The sequence below is a fragment of the Achromobacter sp. 1014246743 genome (genome assembly GCF_059760725.1).
In genome coordinates this window covers 87,928-105,039 of the sequence record NZ_JCBANA010000011.1, presented here as the reverse complement: position 1 = coordinate 105,039, position 17,112 = coordinate 87,928, and the positions used below count along the sequence as shown (strand labels likewise).

Annotated in this window: 13 protein-coding genes; all 13 read right to left on the bottom strand. The window is 67.2% G+C overall.

Going from position 1 to position 17,112, the window contains the following annotated elements:
• Positions 1 to 157: 157 nt before the first annotated feature.
• Positions 158 to 991 (bottom strand): symmetrical bis(5'-nucleosyl)-tetraphosphatase, encoded by an 834-nt coding sequence (locus AC6LJ2_RS07225; protein WP_263914379.1) that lies wholly within the window; start codon positions 989 to 991, stop codon positions 158 to 160.
• Entirely contained in the window at positions 988 to 2,166 is a 1,179-nt protein-coding gene (gene lptG / locus AC6LJ2_RS07220) for an LPS export ABC transporter permease LptG (RefSeq protein ID WP_498151083.1), read from the bottom strand. The genes AC6LJ2_RS07225 and lptG overlap by 4 nt, the downstream gene beginning before the upstream one ends.
• 93 nt (positions 2,167 to 2,259) lie before the next feature.
• Positions 2,260 to 2,994, bottom strand: a complete 735-nt coding sequence (mtgA, locus tag AC6LJ2_RS07215) for a monofunctional biosynthetic peptidoglycan transglycosylase (RefSeq protein WP_263914377.1) — start codon at positions 2,992 to 2,994, stop codon at positions 2,260 to 2,262.
• Between the two features lie 4 nt (positions 2,995 to 2,998).
• Positions 2,999 to 3,862, bottom strand: a complete 864-nt coding sequence (gene aroE / locus AC6LJ2_RS07210) for a shikimate dehydrogenase (RefSeq protein ID WP_498151082.1) — start codon at positions 3,860 to 3,862, stop codon at positions 2,999 to 3,001.
• On the bottom strand, positions 3,859 to 4,758 hold the full coding sequence (locus AC6LJ2_RS07205; protein WP_263914375.1) for a TonB family protein: 900 nt from the start codon (positions 4,756 to 4,758) through the stop codon (positions 3,859 to 3,861). Before AC6LJ2_RS07205 ends, aroE begins: the two co-directional genes overlap by 4 nt.
• 56 nt (positions 4,759 to 4,814) lie before the next feature.
• Positions 4,815 to 5,903, bottom strand: coding sequence for an ABC transporter ATP-binding protein (locus AC6LJ2_RS07200; RefSeq protein ID WP_025137636.1), 1,089 nt, complete (start codon positions 5,901 to 5,903; stop codon positions 4,815 to 4,817).
• A complete protein-coding gene (locus AC6LJ2_RS07195; RefSeq protein ID WP_263914373.1) occupies positions 5,896 to 7,674 on the bottom strand; it encodes an ABC transporter permease in 1,779 nt (592 codons plus the stop codon). The genes AC6LJ2_RS07200 and AC6LJ2_RS07195 overlap by 8 nt, the downstream gene beginning before the upstream one ends.
• 163 nt (positions 7,675 to 7,837) lie before the next feature.
• A complete protein-coding gene (locus AC6LJ2_RS07190) occupies positions 7,838 to 8,935 on the bottom strand; it encodes an ABC transporter substrate-binding protein (RefSeq protein WP_025137634.1) in 1,098 nt (365 codons plus the stop codon).
• A 173-nt stretch (positions 8,936 to 9,108) separates the two neighbouring features.
• On the bottom strand, positions 9,109 to 11,604 hold the full coding sequence (locus tag AC6LJ2_RS07185; protein ID WP_263914372.1) for an extracellular solute-binding protein: 2,496 nt from the start codon (positions 11,602 to 11,604) through the stop codon (positions 9,109 to 9,111).
• Positions 11,591 to 12,262, bottom strand: a complete 672-nt coding sequence (locus tag AC6LJ2_RS07180) for a response regulator transcription factor (protein ID WP_498151081.1) — start codon at positions 12,260 to 12,262, stop codon at positions 11,591 to 11,593. The genes AC6LJ2_RS07185 and AC6LJ2_RS07180 overlap by 14 nt, the downstream gene beginning before the upstream one ends.
• A 758-nt stretch (positions 12,263 to 13,020) precedes the next feature.
• Positions 13,021 to 14,949: an RNB domain-containing ribonuclease gene (locus tag AC6LJ2_RS07175; protein ID WP_263914369.1), complete on the bottom strand. Its 1,929-nt coding sequence runs from the start codon at positions 14,947 to 14,949 to the stop codon at positions 13,021 to 13,023.
• A gap of 72 nt (positions 14,950 to 15,021) precedes the next feature.
• Positions 15,022 to 15,624 (bottom strand): YqiA/YcfP family alpha/beta fold hydrolase, encoded by a 603-nt coding sequence (locus AC6LJ2_RS07170; RefSeq protein WP_263914368.1) that lies wholly within the window; start codon positions 15,622 to 15,624, stop codon positions 15,022 to 15,024.
• Positions 15,625 to 15,665: 41 nt separating this feature from the next.
• Positions 15,666 to 17,036 carry a UDP-N-acetylmuramate:L-alanyl-gamma-D-glutamyl-meso-diaminopimelate ligase gene (mpl, locus tag AC6LJ2_RS07165; RefSeq protein ID WP_445658123.1) on the bottom strand — a complete coding sequence of 457 codons (1,371 nt, stop codon included), beginning with the start codon at positions 17,034 to 17,036 and terminating at the stop codon, positions 15,666 to 15,668.
• Between the last annotated feature and the right edge of the window lie 76 nt (positions 17,037 to 17,112).

Below are 17,112 nucleotides of genomic sequence, written 5' to 3'. Positions count from 1 at the left end.
CCTCGGCAGGGTGATTTGGGTAAAAGAAAAAGGATACGGCCCCACCCCCCAAGCCCACCCCCGCCGAGCGACCTACGAAGCCCAAACGCCGCAAGCAAGCAAGCAAGCAAGCGACAAGCAACACCCCGTCAGCCGGCCTCAAAAATCAACCGAAGATTCACTCCGCCATCGGATCCTGAAACTGCGAACACTTGATCTGCACCAGCTTCCGATCCTGCAACCGCAACGCCGTCAACGCCCCACCCCACACGCAACCCGTATCCAGGCAGATCACATCCGGACGCTGCATCAGCCCCAGCGTAGACCAGTGTCCAAACACCGTCGTGATATTTCGGGTAGCTCGATTCGGCACGTCGAACCAAGGCACCAGCCCCGGCGGCCATGCACCCGGTGTTACCTTGGTTGCGAATTCCATGTGGCCGTTGGGCGTGCACAGGCGGATGCGCGTCAGTGCGTTGATGATCACCCGCATCCGCTTGCCGCCCTTGTGGTCTTCCTTCCAGGTGGCCGGCTCGTTGCCGTACATCTTTTGCAGTGCTTTCTGCCAGTTCGGGCCGCGCAGCGCGTCCTGCACTTCGGCGGCCAGCGACAGCGTCTTGGCCACGTCCCATTTTGCCAGCGTGCCCGCGTGCACCATCAGGTGGTCGTGCTCGAAATGGGCCAGCGGGCGCGAGCGCAGCCAGTCGATCAGCGCGGCCGAATCCGGCGCGCGAAGAATCTCGTCGAGCGTGTCTGATTTTGACGGCTTGCGCACGCCCGCGGCCGCGGCCAGCAGGTGCAGGTCATGGTTGCCCAGCACCACCGTGGCGCGGTCGCCCAGGTCGATGATGCGACGCAGCGTTGCCAGTGACTGCGGGCCGCGATTGACCAGATCCCCGGCGAACCAGAAGCGCGACTTCGGGTCGCCGACCAGTTCGGGATGGGACAGCAAGCGATCCAGCGGCGAGCAGCAACCTTGCACGTCGCCGATCATCCAGATACTGCTGTTCATGCGGGACTCTTACTCCAGGGCCAACGTTGTTGGACGATACGGGTAATGGTGTGGCGGTATTCCATGTAGCTCATGGCGCCCAGCGCCAAGGCCATGGCCCCGATATTCGGGCCCAGGGCCGTCAGCCAGGGCGGCCACTTGCCCAGCATGCCTACGTTCAGCGCCAGCTGGTTCAGCATGAAAAAGCCCACGCCCAGCAGGATGCCGATGAAGACCTTGGCGCCCACGCCGCCGCGGCGAGTCTGCATCAGCCCGATGGGGGCCGCGATCGTGATCATCACCAGCAGCGTGAACGGATACGCCAGTTTGCGCCACAACGCGACAACCTGTCGACCATATTGCAGCTGGTTGTTGCGCAAATAATCCACATAATCGAGCAGGGTCACGATCGACATGCGCTCGGGCGTCAGCACCCGGGCCAGCAGGCGTTCGGCGCTGAGCGTCGTGTCGACCGTGCGTTCGGGCACTTTCACCACCGTGGCCGGCGGGTTCTTCGGGGGGCGGGCGTTGGCCAGGGCTTCCGAGGCCTCGTCGTCCAGGCGGGTTTCGGCCACGTCTTTGAGCACCAGGTCGCCATGGGCGAACAGGCCCGTGGGCGCCGTCGACAGTATCGACAGCGTCAGGTCTTTCTTGAACTCGTACAGCGTGACGCCCGTGACCTGGCCGTCGCCCTTCAGTTCGGCGATGTTGATGATGCGGGTGCCGCCGTTGGCCGTGGGTTCCTTGAACCAGTAGCCGCTGTTCAGGCGGTCGCCGCCGGCCTTGCCGCGAAACTGCAGGTTGGCTTCGCCGGACTTGATTTCGGCCCAGGGCGTGACGTATTCGGACAGCAGGGCTGCGCCGATCATCAGCGGGATGGTCACGATCCAGAGCATGCGCAACAGGCGCATGCCGCTGACGCCCGAAACCCGCAAGATGACCAGTTCGTTGCGCTGGGCCAGGCCGGCCAGCGCCAGGATCGCGCCGATCAGAAGGCCGATGGGCAGCAGGTCGTACAGGCGGGTGGGGATGGCCAGCGCCTGCATGTACAGCAAGGCCAGCATGGAGAACTTGTCGCCCACGTTGTCCAGGTCGTCCACCAGCGCGAAAAACGTGAAAAGGCCCAGCAGGGCCATAAGGACCACTGCACAAGAGCGATAGATCTCGCGGGCCAGGTAGCGACGTGCGGTACGCATGAAAAGGGACGAAGGAGCGCGTAAACGTGAAAGCTTAACAAATCCCGCCGTCCAAGGTGGGCGGGGGCCTGGGGAATCAGTCGGTTTCTCGTGTCAGGGGATGTCCACCATCTGCATCCGCCGGGTCAGGGTGTAGACGCGGGAGTTCAGGTAGTTGGAATTGCGATGGCTGTCATAGAAGCGGGGATTGGGCAGCATGGCCGCCAGCCGGGCCGACTGGCTGGCCCCCAGGTTGGCCGCCGGCACGTTGTAATAGTGCTTGGCCGCCGCCTGGGCGCCGAAGACGCCCACGCCCCATTCCGCCACATTCAGGTACAGCTCGAGGATGCGTTCCTTGGTCATGACGTGTTCGATCATGTAGGTCAGCACCAGTTCCTGGCCCTTGCGGACGTAGCTGCGGGAACTGGACAGGAACAGGTTCTTGGCCAGCTGCTGGGTGATGGTCGAGCCGCCGCGCATCTTGCTGCGGCCGGCTTCTTCCTGTTTCTGGTTGTATTCCCACGCCTTGCGGATGGCGTCCCATTCGACGCCGTCGTGCTCGGTGAAATTGGAATCTTCGGATGCCACCACCGCCAGCTTCAGGCTGCGGTTGATCTTGTCGTAGGGCACCCATTCGTATTTCAGGCGGAAATCGGGGTTGCCGTCCTGCAGGCGGGCGAGTTCTTCACGCATCACGGCGCTGCTGCCCGGGTTCTGGTACTTGTACCAGACCACCAGCCCGAACAGCCAGAACTGGTAGAGCAGCACCGCACACACCAGCGCCATCAGTACGCCGGTGATGATCCGGAACCAGGAACGGCGCTTGCCGCTCTTGCCGCGGGCGGCCATCGGGTCAGCTTCCGGCCATCAGCGCCTCGCGCAGCGCCGCCAGCACAGGGGCCGGGTCGGGCCGCACGCCGTGCCAGATGAAGAAACTTTCGGCGGCCTGGCCCACCAGCATGCCCAGGCCGTCGGCGGTCAGGGCTGCGCCGTCCTCGCGGGCCTGCCGCATGAAGGCGGTGGGCTGGGCGCCGTACATCATGTCGTAGCCGGCCGCGCCCTCGGCATACAGGCCGGCGGGCAGGTCGGGGGCGGCATCCTGCAGGCCGCTGGCGGTGGCATTGACCACCAGGTTCCAGCCGCCGGGCAGGGCGGCGTCCGCCAGGCCGCCGGCAGTGACGCGAGTCTGGGGCTCGGCGCCGGTTGCGCGCCAGGCCTCGGCCAGTTCCAGCGCCCGGGCGGCGGTGCGGTTGACGATATGGATGCGGGCGCAGCCGGCCTGGGCCAGCGGTTGCAGCACCCCCCGGGCGGCGCCGCCCGCGCCCACCAGCAGGACGGACGCGCCGGTCAGGCGCACGCCCAGGCGCAGCAGGTCGGACACCAGGCCGACGCCGTCGGTGTTGCAGCCGTGCCAGGCGCCGTCGCGCCAGGACAGGGTGTTGACGGCCCCCGCCAGCCGGGCGCGGCTGGACAGGTGGCCCGACGCCAGCGCGTAGGCGTCCCGCTTGAACGGCACCGTGACATTCAGGCCCAGCCCGCCTTCGGCGGCAAAGGCGGCGACCGCGGCGCCAAAGCCGTCCACCGGCGCCAGCAGGCGCTCGTAGGTCAGCGGCTTGCTGGTCTGTTGCGAGAACAGGGCGTGGATCTGGGGCGAGCGGCTGTGCGCGATGGGGTTGCCGATGACGGCGTAGCGGGCAAGAGGGGGCGCCTCGGTCATGGGGCTTCGGTTTCCAGGGTGTCGTTGACGAAATGCCAGGTGCGGGTGATGACCAGCACGTCGGTGTCGCGGGCGATGTCGGGCGGGAAGGGCGGGAACGGCGCGGCCAGCTGCACGATGCGGCGGGCGGCCTGGTTCAGCACGGCATGGGGCGAGGGCTGGTCGATGTCGACCGCCGCGATGCTGCCGTCGGCGCGCACCGACACGGTGATGCGCAGCGAGCCATAGATGCGGCCGCGGGCTTCGTCCGGGTAATGCTGGGTGCCGACGGATTCGATGCGGGTGCGCCAGGCATCCAGGTAGGCGGCGTAGCGCGAGGCCTCGGCCGAGGGCGCCACGAACTGCTTGCGCGGCTCGGCGCTGTATTGCTGGACCTTGGCGGCCAGGGCGGCGATCTGGGCGTTCTGGATGACGCTGGCCTGGTCCTGGGCGTCCTGGCCGCGCTCGTTGCCGTCGGGCCAGGGGTTGACCGCCTGGCGCTCGGCGCCAGCCTTGTCGGCGGCGCGCAGCTGGGTCATCAGGCGGGCCTGTTCGGCTTCCAACTGCACCTGGCGCCGCCGCATGGCTTCCAGCACGATGGTCTCGGCCGACGCGCCGGTCTGGGGCAGGGGGGTGGTGGACAGGCCGCGTTCGGCATTGCCGCCGCCGCTCATCTGGTTTTGCGCCTGGGCCCGGGGGGTATCGGGGGGCGTTTCGCTGCGGGCGTTCAGCAGCACCACTTCGAGGCTGGCCGCCGGGGGGCGGGACAGCGCGGGCGCGCCGAAGCGCCACGCCAGGGCGCCGGCGTGCACCAACAGCGAAATCGCAATGCCGATGCGCAGGTAGTGCTGGGCGGGCGCGCCCAGCCACCACAGCAGACGGCTCAGCGGAGAGGGGGAATCAGCAAGGCGTTGCACGCACGCATTGTAGAGCCAGTCCGCCCGCCGCCGTCACCTGTGGCTGCCCGTAGCGCTTACTTCGAGGGCCGCGGGAAGACCCAGACCTTGCTGGCCGGCAGGGCCAGGCGGCAGGGGCCGGGTTCGCGGCCTTCGGGGCCGTAGGCGCGCAGCGCCAGGGTGTTGGCCGGGTCTGCATCGGGGGTGCGGAACAGGTATTCCCAGCGGTCGCCCAGGTACATGCTGGTCAGAAGCGGCATGTCCAGGTGGTTGCCGTCGGGATCGTCCGCCAGGCGGACCTGTTCGACCCGGATCACCGCGGTGGCGTCCTGGCCCTGGGTCACGCCTTCGCCGGCCTTGCCCCACAGCGCCCAGCCGTGGCCCTCGATGCGGGCGCGGCCGTCGCGCACTTCGGTGACCTTGCCGTCCAGCCGGTTGTTGCTGCCCATGAACTCGGCGGTAAACAGGGTCGACGGCGAGCCGTACATTTCCTGCGGCGTGCCTTGCTGCTCGATCTTGCCGTTGTTCAGCAGCAGGATGCGGTCGGAAATGGCCATGGCTTCGCTCTGGTCATGCGTCACCATCAGGGCCGACAGCCCCAGGCGGATGATCAGTTCGCGCAGGAAGGCCCGGGCCTCTTCGCGCAGCTTGGCATCCAGGTTGGACAGCGGCTCGTCCAGCAGGATGACGGGCGGGCTGTACACCAGCGCCCGGCCGATGGCCACGCGCTGCTGCTGGCCGCCGGACAGCGCGTGCGGATGGCGCTGGCCCAGCTTGCCCAGGCCCAGCTGGTCCAGCACGGCCTGCACGCGTTCGCGCACTTCGGCGGACGGCACCTTGCGCAGCTTCAGCGGGTAGGCCACGTTCTCGAACACGGTCTTGTGCGGCCACAGCGCGTACGACTGGAACACCAGGCCCAGGTTGCGCTCTTCGGCCGGGATTTCCTTGCGGGCCCCGCCGTCGTAGACCACGCGGTCGCCGATGGTGATGCGGCCGCGCTTGGGGCCTTCCAGGCCCGCCACGGCGCGCAGCAGCGTGGTCTTGCCGCTGCCCGACGGGCCCAGCAAGGACACCACTTCGCCCTGGCGCAGTTGCATCGACACGCCCTTGAGCACCGGGTTGTCGCCGTAATCCAGGTGCAGGTCTTCTACAGAAAGCTCAATCATGAAGTTTGACTCCGAATCGCAGGGCGATGCCCAGGCCGATCACGACCAGAACGATATTGATGAAGGAAAGCGCGGCCACGATGTCGATGGCGCCGGACGCCCACAGCGACACCAGCATGGACCCGATGGTCTCGGTGCCGGGCGACAGCAGGTAGACGCCGGTGGAGTATTCGCGCTCGAAGATCAGGAACATCAGCAGCCACGAACCGATCAGGCCGTACTTGGCCAGCGGCACGGTGACGTGGCGGGTGACCTGGCCGCGCCGCGCGCCGGCGCTGCGGGCGGCCTCTTCCAGTTCAGGCCCCACCTGCAGCAGCGTCGACGAGATCAGGCGCAGGCCGTAGGCCATCCAGACCACCGTGTAGGCCAGCCACACGCTGAAGATGGTGCTGCGCATGGCACGCAGCCATTCGATGAAGTTCTCGCGCAGCCACTCGGCGAACGGCAGGCCCGACAGCCAGCCGCCCAGGTCCGGATCCAGCGCGTTGTCCAGCCACATCGGCACGAACAGGAACACCCACAGGAACGCCAGGCCCGCCAGCAGGCCGGGCACCGCGCGCGGCACCAGCACGCTGTAGTCCATGAAGCGGGTGACGTTGTCCGGCTTGCGGTGCATCGCCAGGCCCACGAACATGTAGCACATCACGGCCAGCGCGCCGCCGAACACGCCGATGGCCACCGAGTTGACGATGGCGCGCATCAGGTTCGGTTGCGCGAACACGGTGCGGAAGGCATCCAGCGACAGCACGTCGAACAGCGACACGCCCATGCCCCAGTTGGACACGAACGCGCGCAGCAGCACGCCCATCAGCGGCACCACGATGGTGACCAGCAGCCAGAACGCCACCACGCCGCCGGCCACCCAGCGCCACTTGCCCAGCGGCAGCGGACGGGCGCGCGAGGCCTTGCCCTTGACGGTGACGAAACGGTTGGCCGTGCGCATCAGGCGGCGCTGCAGCATCACCAGCGGAATCGTCATGCAGATCAGCACCACGGCCACGGCGGCCATCAGGTGGTACGACGGAATGCCGAGCTTGTTGGTCAGCTTGTACAGGTAGGTGGCCAGCACCAGGTTGCCTTCCGGGTCGCCCAGCACCAGCACCAGGCCGAACACTTCCAGGCCCAGGAAGAACAGCAGCACGGTGGCGTACAGCATGGCCGGGCGCACCATCGGCAGGCTGACCGACACCATCACGCGCAGCGGCGAGGCGCCGGTGACGCGGGCCGCTTCTTCCACGTCCGACCCCATGCTGCGCAGGGCCGACGAGATGTACAGGTAGGCGTGCGGCACGTGCGTGAGGCCGGCGATGATGACGATGCTGGTCAGCGAATACACGTTCCAGGGCACGAAGCCCAGGATGTTCTGCGCCCAGGTCGAGAAAAAACCGACCGGGCCGGCCGCCACCACGTAGCCAAAGCCCAGCACCATCGGCGACACGAACACCGGCACCAGGATCAGGGGCTCGATCCAGCGCCGGCCGGGCAGGTCGGTGCGGATCATCAGGAAGGCCAGCATGCCGCCCAGGGGGATGGCGATGATGGCCAGCCCGAAGGCCAGGATGAAGCCGCTTTTCAGCGCCTTGTAGAAATCCGGGTCCGCGAAGATGAAGCGGAACGCGTCCAGGCTGAATACCTTGGACGGGGAAAAGAAGGGCGCGGACAGGAAGCTCTGGATGATGATGAACGACAGCGGCACGTAGATGGCCAGGGCTGTGATCAGCACCACCACGCCGCGCGGCAGGGACTGCCATTTTCTGCGCAATGACTGCATGGGGAAATCCTGTTGATTCGATAGACGCGGGGGGGCGCCCGCTGGCGATCACCCGCCGGCATTCACCCGCAGGTGAATGTCCGGCCGGCGGGTGGGGGGCATGCCGCCCTCCCGCGTGCTGGCGGCCGGGGGCGGATGCGTTGCCCCCGTGGCGCCGGCAGCCTTACTTGCCTGCTGCGGCGCGCCAGTCCTTGATGAACTGCAGGCGCTTGTTCTGCTCCAGGTAGTCCAGCAGCGTTTCGTTGACCGGGATCGGCTTGAGCGAGGCGCCCAGCTTCTTGGTCATGCCGTCCACATCGTTGTCGCCTTCGATGTCGTCGCGCACCGAGGCCAGGTCAGCCTGGTTGGCCATGATTTCCTGGCCCTTCTGCGACAGCAGGTAGTCCATCCACAGCTTGGCCGCGTTGCGGTTCTTGGCCTTCTTGCTGATGAACGCCACGCGCGACAGCACCAGCGCGTAGTCGGTCGGGTAGGCCACGCCCAGCGACGGGTCGGTCTTGGCGCGGGTTTCGGCGTACGAGCCCAGGATGTTGTAGCCGATCAGGTTTTCGCCCGACGACACGCGTTCCATCATGGTGCCGGTGGACGACTGCACGATCAGGCCGCCCTTGGCGATGTCCTTGAGCGTGTCGAAGTACTTGGGGTCATTGGCCTTGTCCTGCACGGCCAGCATGAAGCCCACGGCCGACTTCTCGATGTCGTAGGTGGTGACCTTGTTCTTGAACTTGTCCGGCTGGCTGGCGATCAGCTTGGCCAGGGCGCCGTGCGTGGTCGGCACTTCGTTGGCCGGAATCAGGCGCTTGTTGTAGATGAACACGGCCGGCTCGTAGGTCGTGCCGTAAGCCGAGTCCTTCCAGACGGCCCAGGCCGGCAGCTTGCCGATCTCGGGCGACTTGTACTGCAGCGCGTAGTCGGTGGCCAGCTTCAGGGCCGAATCCATCGACGAGCTCCAGACGATGTCGCCGCTGCTGCCGCCCGCCGCCTGTTCGCTGATGTAGCGGTTGTACAGCTCGGTGCTGTTCATGTCGTTGTATTCGACCTTGACGCCCGGGTACAGCGCTTCGAAGCCCTTGATGATGGGGCCGGCGGCCTTGGTGTCGGTGGTCGAATAGATCACGACCTTGCCTTCCTTCTTGGCGCCGTCGAGAATCTTCTGGTAGTCGGCGGGGTAGCCCGCGGGCACGGATTGGGCGTAGGCGCTGCCGGCGGCGATGGCGAATGCAGCGGCGCAGGCGGCCGCCAGTCTGGACTTGGCAAGCATGGGTCTTGTCTCCGTTGGAATTAGTATCGACAGGCGCGAAGCCTGTTCGACCGCATCTTAGGGGCCGGCGTCTGTCGTCGTCCTGTCATGGGGGGCAGGGTGGGATAGGGGTAATCCCGTGGTCGGGAGCAGGCCCGCCGGCACGACGCGGCGTCGTGCCGGGGCGGTGTGGCCTAGGGCCGTTCCGGCGTATCGGTGACCAGCCGGATCCAGTTCTGCACGAAGCGCGAGTGCCGCCGCTGGTCCAACCCCACCAGCAGCGCGGGTGACAGCACCACGGGCTGCACGATGCCTTGCGAGCGTGCCAGCACGGCCTCCGAGGTCCAGCGCCCCGGTGTGTCTTCCATGATCGACCCCAGCGCCGCGTGGCTGGACGCCACCTGCTGGCCGGCCGGCGACAGCAGCCAGTCGACCAGCGCGCGGCCCAGGTCCGGATTGGGCGCCTTGCGGGCAATCAGCACCGAACGCGCCAGCACCAGCACGTAGTCCTGCGGAAACACGATGCCGATCTTGCTGCCCGCCGCCTGGCGTGACAGCGCATAGGACCCCAGGATGTTGTAGCCCAGGTCCATCTCGTCGTTCTCGATCGCGTCCAGCAGGTCCGCGCTGGTGGCCGACAAGCGCACGCCGACTTGGCCCAGGGCGTTGGCCAGGCCCCAGAAATTGGATGACACCAGTTCGTCCTGTTCGGCCATCAGGTAGCCCACGCTGCTGCGCGAAATGTCATAGGTGCCCACGCGCCCATGCAGCCGCGCGCGGTCGTGTTCGAGCGTGCGCAGCAGGTCCTGGCGCGAGCGCGGCACGGTGGCCTCGGTGTAGCGCTTGGGGTTGTAGACGATCACCGCCGGCTCGAAGGTAAAACCGTAGACCTCGTTGCGCCACACCGCCCACGACGGCAGCTTGGCCGCATAGGGCGAGGCATAGCGCTGTGCGTAGCCGTCGTTGGCCAGCCGGATCTGCAAGTCCGAGGCCGAGCTCATCAGCACGTCCACGTCCTTCAGCTGGTTCTCGATGGCCGCCTCGTACAGTTCGCGGCTGCCCATCTCGCGATACACGACGGTGACGTCGGGCCGCTGCGCCTGAAAGCCCAGGATCAGCGGCGCCACCACCGGCGTGTCGGTCGGCCCCGCGATGGTCAGCACGCGCGACGACGGCTGCGGCGCCGGATAGCGGGTCACGATTTCCGGAATGTCGGCGGCGCGCACGTCGGCCGGGGCGGCCGCCAGCAGCAGCGCGGCCGCAAACACGGCTCCCAGCCAACCCGCCAGCGTGCGCCCGCCGGCCCCGCTGCGCTGGCGCGCCAGCGGCAGGATCACCCGCGCCGACAGGCCGCCGCCGGGGCGGTCCTGCAGCCACAGGGACCCGCCGTGCGCCACCGCCACCGACCGCACGATGGCCAGGCCCAGGCCGGAACCCGGCTGCGATTCTCCCGTCCGTCCGCGTATGAAGCGCTGCTGCACGGCATCCTTTTCGTCATCCGCGATGCCGGGGCCGCGATCGGACACGGTCAGCGCCACCCGGAACCCGGCCACGGGCGTGGCCTGGATGTCCACGGTGCCGTCCGGCGCGTAGCGCAGCGCGTTGTCCACCAGGTTGCGCAGCATTTCGCGCAAGGCCACGCGATCGCCTGCGATGCGCGCACGCCGCACCTGCGGCGCGATTTCGATGCGCAGCCGCTGCGCCTCCAGCGGCCCGATGCGGCGCCGCGTTTCATTGATGGTCTCGGCCACGCCCACCGGCGCGCGCGACCCCTTGCCCAGCCGGTGCGTGATGGTGGCGTCCATCAACAGCTGGTTGATGAGCTGGCTGGCATGCGTGGCGTTCTGGTGGATGCGCCCCAGGCGCTCGTGCAGGCGCTTGGGGTCGGTTTCGTCCAGCGCCACCTCGGCCTGCGCCCGCAACGAGGCCAGCGGCGTGCGCACCTGGTGCGCGGCATCGGCGACCAGCGTGTTCAGCGTATCCATCAGCCCGGACAGCCGTTGCATGAAGGCATTGAGCGCCTCGACCAGCCGCCGCACTTCGCTGGGCACGGGGGTGACCAGCGGCGCCAGATCATCCGGCGCCCGCCGCCGCAGTTCGCGTTCCACCACGGCCAGCGGCGCAAAGGCCCGCTGCACCCCGAACCACAGCAGCCCCAACGCCACCAGCGACACCACGATCAACGGCAACACGCTGCGCCCCAATATTTCATCGGCCAATTCTTCGCGCGACCCCAGCGTTTCCGCCACCCGCACGGTCACCCAGCCCGCATGCTGGCTGGCCGACACCAGCCGCCCCACTGTCGCCACGCGCACGGGTTCATCGTGATAGCTGAGATACGTGAACACAGGCGTGGCCGACTGCGCCAACGGCAGGCCCGGCGCCAGATCGGCATAGCCGGTAATGAGCCGGCCGTTGGAGGTGCGCGCTTCGTAGAACACCCTTTCGCTGCCCGACAGCATGGCCAGCGACGACACCGGCGGTTCCACGGTGACGCCGTTGTCCTCGATCTGCACCGACCCCGCAATCGTCAGCGCCGACGCCGCCAACAGCCGGTCAAACGCCTGCTCGGCGGCCCGCTGGGCATAGCCGCGCAAAAAGAAGACCAGCCCCAGCAACGCGCAGGCCAGCAGCACGGCGCCCAACGTGAAGACGCGCCGGCGGATCGAAAAGCTGTCAGGAAGGCTCATGGCTGCGGGCCTGATACCCCACGCCCCGCACGGTGACGATATCGATGGACGCACCCGCGAGCTTCTTGCGCAGCCGCGAAATCAGCAATTCCAGCGCATTGAGCGACCCATCATCCAGGTCGAACAGCTGGTTCATCAACCGCTCCTTGGCCACGGTCTGCCCCAGTTTGCCCAGCAGAATCTCCAACAACCGAAATTCGCGCCGCCCCAGTTCCAGCGGCATGCCAGCCAACACGACATGCCGATTGGCCATGTCCAGGCTCAGGTTGCCATAGGTGGTGACGCTGGTGGTCTGCCCCGCCGGCCGCCGCAGCAACGCCCGCAGCCGCGCCTCAAGTTCGCGCAGATCAAACGGCTTGACGAGATAATCGTCGGCTCCCAGGTCCAGCATATCGATCTTGTCTTCGATCTCGGACCGCGCCGTGACGACGAGCACCGGCGCTTCCAGCCCCGCGGCCCGCAGTTCCCGAATGACGGTAAACCCATCCTTGCCGGGCAGGTTGATATCGAGCACCAAGGCATCCCACGTCTTGTCCAACCCCCACCGCAACGCCTCCACCCCATTGCGCACCCACTGCACGCTATGGCCGGCCGAGCGCAGTTTGCTCTCCACGGCATCGCCCAGGTCAAGGTTGTCCTCGACGAGCAAAATGCGCATGTTTGTTCTCCAATGTTGTTGTGGTTTTTTGGGGGAGTTTAACGGGAGGCTGTGCGTTTTAGTGGGCGGCCAGCTCTTCGAAGGCCGCCCGCGGCGTTGGCGGTCTCCCGTGCGCGGGGCAACGGGGAAGAGAAAAACAAGCGCGGTCGGTGGAGGGTGTGCGCGATGGACCGACGGCCCCTCAAACGAGCATTAGTAGGTACGAACGCCGGCCCCATGGAAAAGCGCTAGTGGCAGGAATCGTGGCTGCCAAATGAACCGATGTGACAAACATCCGGCTCCGCCGAAAGAACCCTATTCGGCAAGAACCCCAGCCCCCACAACGATGGGCGGCGCGCCACAGCCCTTCAAACGCAAACCACCCGCCATCGCGCCGCCCATCACCGCCCACCCCCACGATGTGCGACCCATTAGAAAACCAATCTACAACAGCGCGAAGCGCCACAGCAACGCTGTCAGCAACACGAACGCCAAACGTGGCCGCCCGCGCGGCCGCGGCTTGGCGACCCCGTAGATTCCATTCCCTGACCACAGGTCTAGCAGCGCAACGACCCAAGACGCACGTAGCCCCTGGCGGGGGTGGCATGCGGAGTGGGCAACCTCGATGCGCCCGAGGGAATCGGAAGGAGGGGCCGTAGGCCCGGACGAAGATGACGAGGGGGAAGTCCGGAGCGAAGGCTCCGGACCGCAATCGTGGGCGCCCACTCCGCATGCCACCCCCGCCAGGGGCGACCTACGAAGAAGACGCGAAGAAACAATCAGCTACCCGAACCCTCAGCAGCAGAATCAGCAGAAGAAGCAGAAATGCTCACCTCTCCCACATACCGGCAATCGAGTTCCAGAGACAACTCATCCATCCCCAGAATCTCAACCTCCACAGCCGTCCCCCGCTCCAACTCAGGCATCCCGCCAATCCGAGTCACCAACGGACAATTCGCCAGCCGGATCAAATCCTCGCGCAGCACATGCGCCACCGTCCGCGTAATGTGGTTCTGCTTCAGCCAGCGCAGGCACCAGTAGCGTTCCATCGCGCTCTGGAACTCTGCCCAGGCCGCATATTGCGCGTCGAACGCCCCGATGATCGCGAACAGGTCCGCGTCGCGCGGCTTGAATGGCGCCACCAGGCGGGCCGACACCCCGTGTTCCACGGCGGCAATCAGCTGCCATTGGTTCACCAGGTCCACATAGCGGCGCAGCGGCGACGTGCTCCACGCGTATTGCGGCACCCCGATAGCTTCGTGCGGCAGCGCCTGCGTGCTCATGCGCACCCGCCCGGCCTGCTGCGAACGGTAGATCCCCGGAACGCCGTGCTGGTTCAGCAGGCCGCCCCACAGGTTGTTCGCCAGGATCATGTATTCGGCCACCATCCGGTCCAGCGGCGCATTGCGCTGGCGCGGCACCAGGCGCACCGGCGTGTCCGGATCGTCGGGGTCGCCGTCCAGGTAGAAGCTGTATTCCACCCGCGAATTGTTTTCCGGCTTGCCGCGCACGTTTTCACGTTGCGCCGACAGCGCCTGCGCCAGCTTCCACAACGGGCGCAGCCAGTGGCCGTAGGGCAGGTCTGCTGCCGGGTCCGACAGGCTTTCTTCCGTGACTTGCGTGTCCAGCATGTTGTGGCGCAGGTTCTCGCGCACCACTACGCGCTCCAGGCGAGTTTCGGACTCAATCACCTCGCCCGTTTCCGGGTTGGCCGTCACGTACAGCGACAGCACCGGCACCTCGCGCCCCGCATCAAGCGAGAACGCGCGGATCACGTTGTCCGGCTGCATCGGAATCTTGTCGCCCGGCATGTACACCGTCGACAGGCGCGCGCGCGCCAGCTTGTCGAACTCGCTGTCGCGCGTGACCGACAGGCCGGGGGCAGCCACGTGCACGCCCACCCGCAGATTGCCGTCCGGCAGCGTCGATACCGACAAGGCGTCGTCGATTTCCGTCGTGGTCACGTCGTCCACCGAATAGATCTCGGCGTCGGACAGCGGCAGTTCGCGGTCGATCGGCGGCAGCTCCAGGTCGGGGAAGGCCAGCCCGCGCGGGAAATTCACGGCCAGGAAGCGGCGCTTGTGCAGCGCCAGCGCGTGCGGCCACGCGCCCAGTTCCAGCAGCAGGCGGTCCGGGCTCTTGCCCAGCTTGGCGCAGGCGGCGTCCAGGGCCTTCCATTGCTGCGAATTCTTGTCCGGGCGGATCAACAGCGACTCGGCGGCCTGGGCGATCGGCTCGGGCAGGCGGCCCGCGGCCATCTCGTCGACCCATTCCTGCTGCTGCTCGGCCTGGCGCTGTTTCTTGTCCAGCGCGGCCAGCGCGGCGGCCAGGATGTCGGGCGGGGCGGGGCGGTAGCGGCCCTTGCCCCGGCGATGGAAATAGGCCGGCGCGCCGTGCAGCCGCATCAGCAGTGCGGCCTGCTCCACCGGGGTGGGGGCATGGCCGAAATAGTCCGCCGCCAGCGTGGGCGTGTCGAATTCTTCCTGCGGCGCGCATTCCCACAGGAATTGCAGGTCCAGGGTCTCGGCGGTCGCGGCCGCCTGGCTCATCAGCGCCGCCGGGTCGGGCGCGGCGAAGGTGAACAGGGTGTTGGCGCGCTTGATCTTGCTGCGCTTGCCCGACTCCGATTCCACCTGCAGGCTGGCGTCGGTTTCAGACAGGATATGGCCGGCCTTGAAGCTGCCGTCGTCTTCGTAAAACACATACATGGTGAGGGTCGTCCTGGGCGGCGCGCACGCGCCGCCTTGCGCAGCTATATATAGAGTGTTGAGTACAGGGGATTATCTGGGGCCATCCGGCTGGGGGCCAAGGGCGAAATCAAGCACCTCGGGCAGCCAGGTGGCGAAGTCGGACAAACCGTGGTCGCTGCCTTGCACGATACGCTGGCGACAGCCCGCGTAGCGATCGCGCATTTCCTGCCAATCCAGCACCTCGTCGCCCGTGGCCGCCACCAGGAAGTAGCGGTCCGGCCGGGTGATGCGGGGTACGTGCAGGGCGGCCAGTTCGTCGACATAGGCGGGCAGGAACACGAATGGCGCGTCGGAATGATACATGCGGTGCTCGCCCACCTGGGTCGCCAGGTCGCGCGCGGCCTCGACGGCGGGGTTCAGCAGCACGGCCTTGCAGCCCAGCTGTTCGGCCAGCCAGGTGGCGTAGAACCCGCCCAGCGACGAGCCCACCACGGTCAGCGCCAGGGAATCGGCCGCCTGGGCCAGTTGGCGGCGGGCGATGTCCAGCGCCAGCTCGGCAGCTTCGCGCGGGCTGGCCGGCAACTGTGGGCAGGCCCAGTCGGCGGCCCGGCCGCGCTCGGCCATGGCGTCGGCCATCATGCGGGCCTTGAACGAGGTCGGCGACGAACGGAAACCGTGCAGATAGAGAATCATGTCGTGCCTTTCGAGTGGCCGGGCAGGAGGCGGGCGGCGCCTCAGCCGCGCGGTTCCAGCGCGGCGAGCAGCTTGCCGTGGATGCCGCCGAATCCGCCGTTGCTCATGACCAGCACCTGGTCGCCGGGCCGGGCGGCGTGCGCCACGGCCGCCACCAGGGCGTCGATGTCATCGTAACTGGAAGCGCGTTCGCCCAGGGGCGCCAGCACCTCGGCCGGATTCCAGCCCAGGGCGTGCTTGCCGGCGCGGGCGCCAAAGCAGAACACCAGGTCGGCGTCGGCCAGTGATTCGGGCAGGCGGGCCGCCATGGCGCCCAGCTTCATGGTGTTGGAACGGGGTTCCAGCACGGCCAGGATGCGGGCCGACCCGACCTGGCGGCGCAGGCCTTCCAGGGTGGTGGCGATGGCAGTGGGGTGGTGCGCAAAGTCGTCATAGACTTTGACGCCGTTGACCGTGCCGCGCAGTTCCATGCGGCGCTTGACCCCGCCAAAGCGTCCCAGCGCCTCGATGCCCTGGGCCGCCGGCACGCCGATGTGTTCGGCCGCCGCCAGCGCCGCCAACGCGTTCATGCGGTTGTGTTCGCCGGTGAGCGTCCAGCGCACGGTGCCCGGCGAGGCGCCATCGTGCAGTACCTCGAAAGCGCCGTCCGCATCGGGGGGGGCGGCCTGCCAGGCGCCATCAGGACCGAACGTGATGGTTTCCGACCAGCATCCGCGCGCAATCACGCGATCCAGGGCGTCGGATCGGGCGGGGCGCAAGATGCGACCGGTCGCCGGAATCGTGCGCACCAGGTGGTGGAATTGGGTTTCGATCGCCGCCAGATCGGGGAAGATGTCGGCGTGATCGTATTCCAGGTTGTTCAGAATGGCCGTGCGGGGGCGGTAGTGCACGAACTTGGACCGCTTGTCGAAGAATGCGGTGTCGTACTCGTCTGCCTCGATCACGAAGGGGCGGCGGGCCGGGTCGTAGCGCGCCGACACCTGCAGGTCGGGGGCCACGCCGCCGATCAGGAAGTTGGGCGCCATGCCCGCGGCTTCCAGGATCCAGGCCAGCATCGAGCTGGTGGTGGTCTTGCCGTGGGTGCCGGCCACGGCCAGCACGTGCGCGCCGGGCAGGATGTTGTCGCCCAGCCATTGCGGGCCGGACACATAGCGGGCGCCGGATTCCAGAATGGCTTCCATCAGCGGGTTGCCGCGGCTGACCACGTTGCCGATGACGTACAGGTCGGGCTTGAGCGCCATCTGTTCGGGGCCGAAGCCCTCGATCAGCTCGATTCCCTGTTCGGACAACTGGGTGCTCATCGGCGGGTACACGCCCGCGTCGCAACCGGTGACCTTGTGGCCGGCGGCGCGCGCGATCAGCGCCAGGCCACCCATGAACGTACCGCAGATGCCAAGAATGTGCAGGTGCATTGAAAACTCTCCTGACCTGCATTGTATATATAGGCAGCGGCCGCACCGGCGCGTCGGGCAGGCCTGGCGCGGTTGC

Excerpts from the sequence above, each read along its gene's own strand:
- AC6LJ2_RS07225 (WP_263914379.1), bottom strand. The coding sequence starts at position 991 with ATGAACAGCAGTATCTGGATGATCGGCGACGTGCAAGGTTGCTGCTCG.
- lptG (WP_498151083.1), bottom strand. The coding sequence starts at position 2,166 with ATGCGTACCGCACGTCGCTACCTGGCCCGCGAGATCTATCGCTCTTGT.
- mtgA (WP_263914377.1), bottom strand. The coding sequence starts at position 2,994 with ATGGCCGCCCGCGGCAAGAGCGGCAAGCGCCGTTCCTGGTTCCGGATC.
- aroE (WP_498151082.1), bottom strand. The coding sequence starts at position 3,862 with ATGACCGAGGCGCCCCCTCTTGCCCGCTACGCCGTCATCGGCAACCCC.
- AC6LJ2_RS07200 (WP_025137636.1), bottom strand. The coding sequence starts at position 5,903 with ATGATTGAGCTTTCTGTAGAAGACCTGCACCTGGATTACGGCGACAAC.
- AC6LJ2_RS07195 (WP_263914373.1), bottom strand. The coding sequence starts at position 7,674 with ATGCAGTCATTGCGCAGAAAATGGCAGTCCCTGCCGCGCGGCGTGGTG.
- AC6LJ2_RS07190 (WP_025137634.1), bottom strand. The coding sequence starts at position 8,935 with ATGCTTGCCAAGTCCAGACTGGCGGCCGCCTGCGCCGCTGCATTCGCC.
- AC6LJ2_RS07185 (WP_263914372.1), bottom strand. The coding sequence starts at position 11,604 with ATGAGCCTTCCTGACAGCTTTTCGATCCGCCGGCGCGTCTTCACGTTG.
- AC6LJ2_RS07180 (WP_498151081.1), bottom strand. The coding sequence starts at position 12,262 with ATGCGCATTTTGCTCGTCGAGGACAACCTTGACCTGGGCGATGCCGTG.
- AC6LJ2_RS07175 (WP_263914369.1), bottom strand. The coding sequence starts at position 14,949 with ATGTATGTGTTTTACGAAGACGACGGCAGCTTCAAGGCCGGCCATATC.
- AC6LJ2_RS07170 (WP_263914368.1), bottom strand. The coding sequence starts at position 15,624 with ATGATTCTCTATCTGCACGGTTTCCGTTCGTCGCCGACCTCGTTCAAG.
- mpl (WP_445658123.1), bottom strand. The coding sequence starts at position 17,036 with ATGCACCTGCACATTCTTGGCATCTGCGGTACGTTCATGGGTGGCCTG.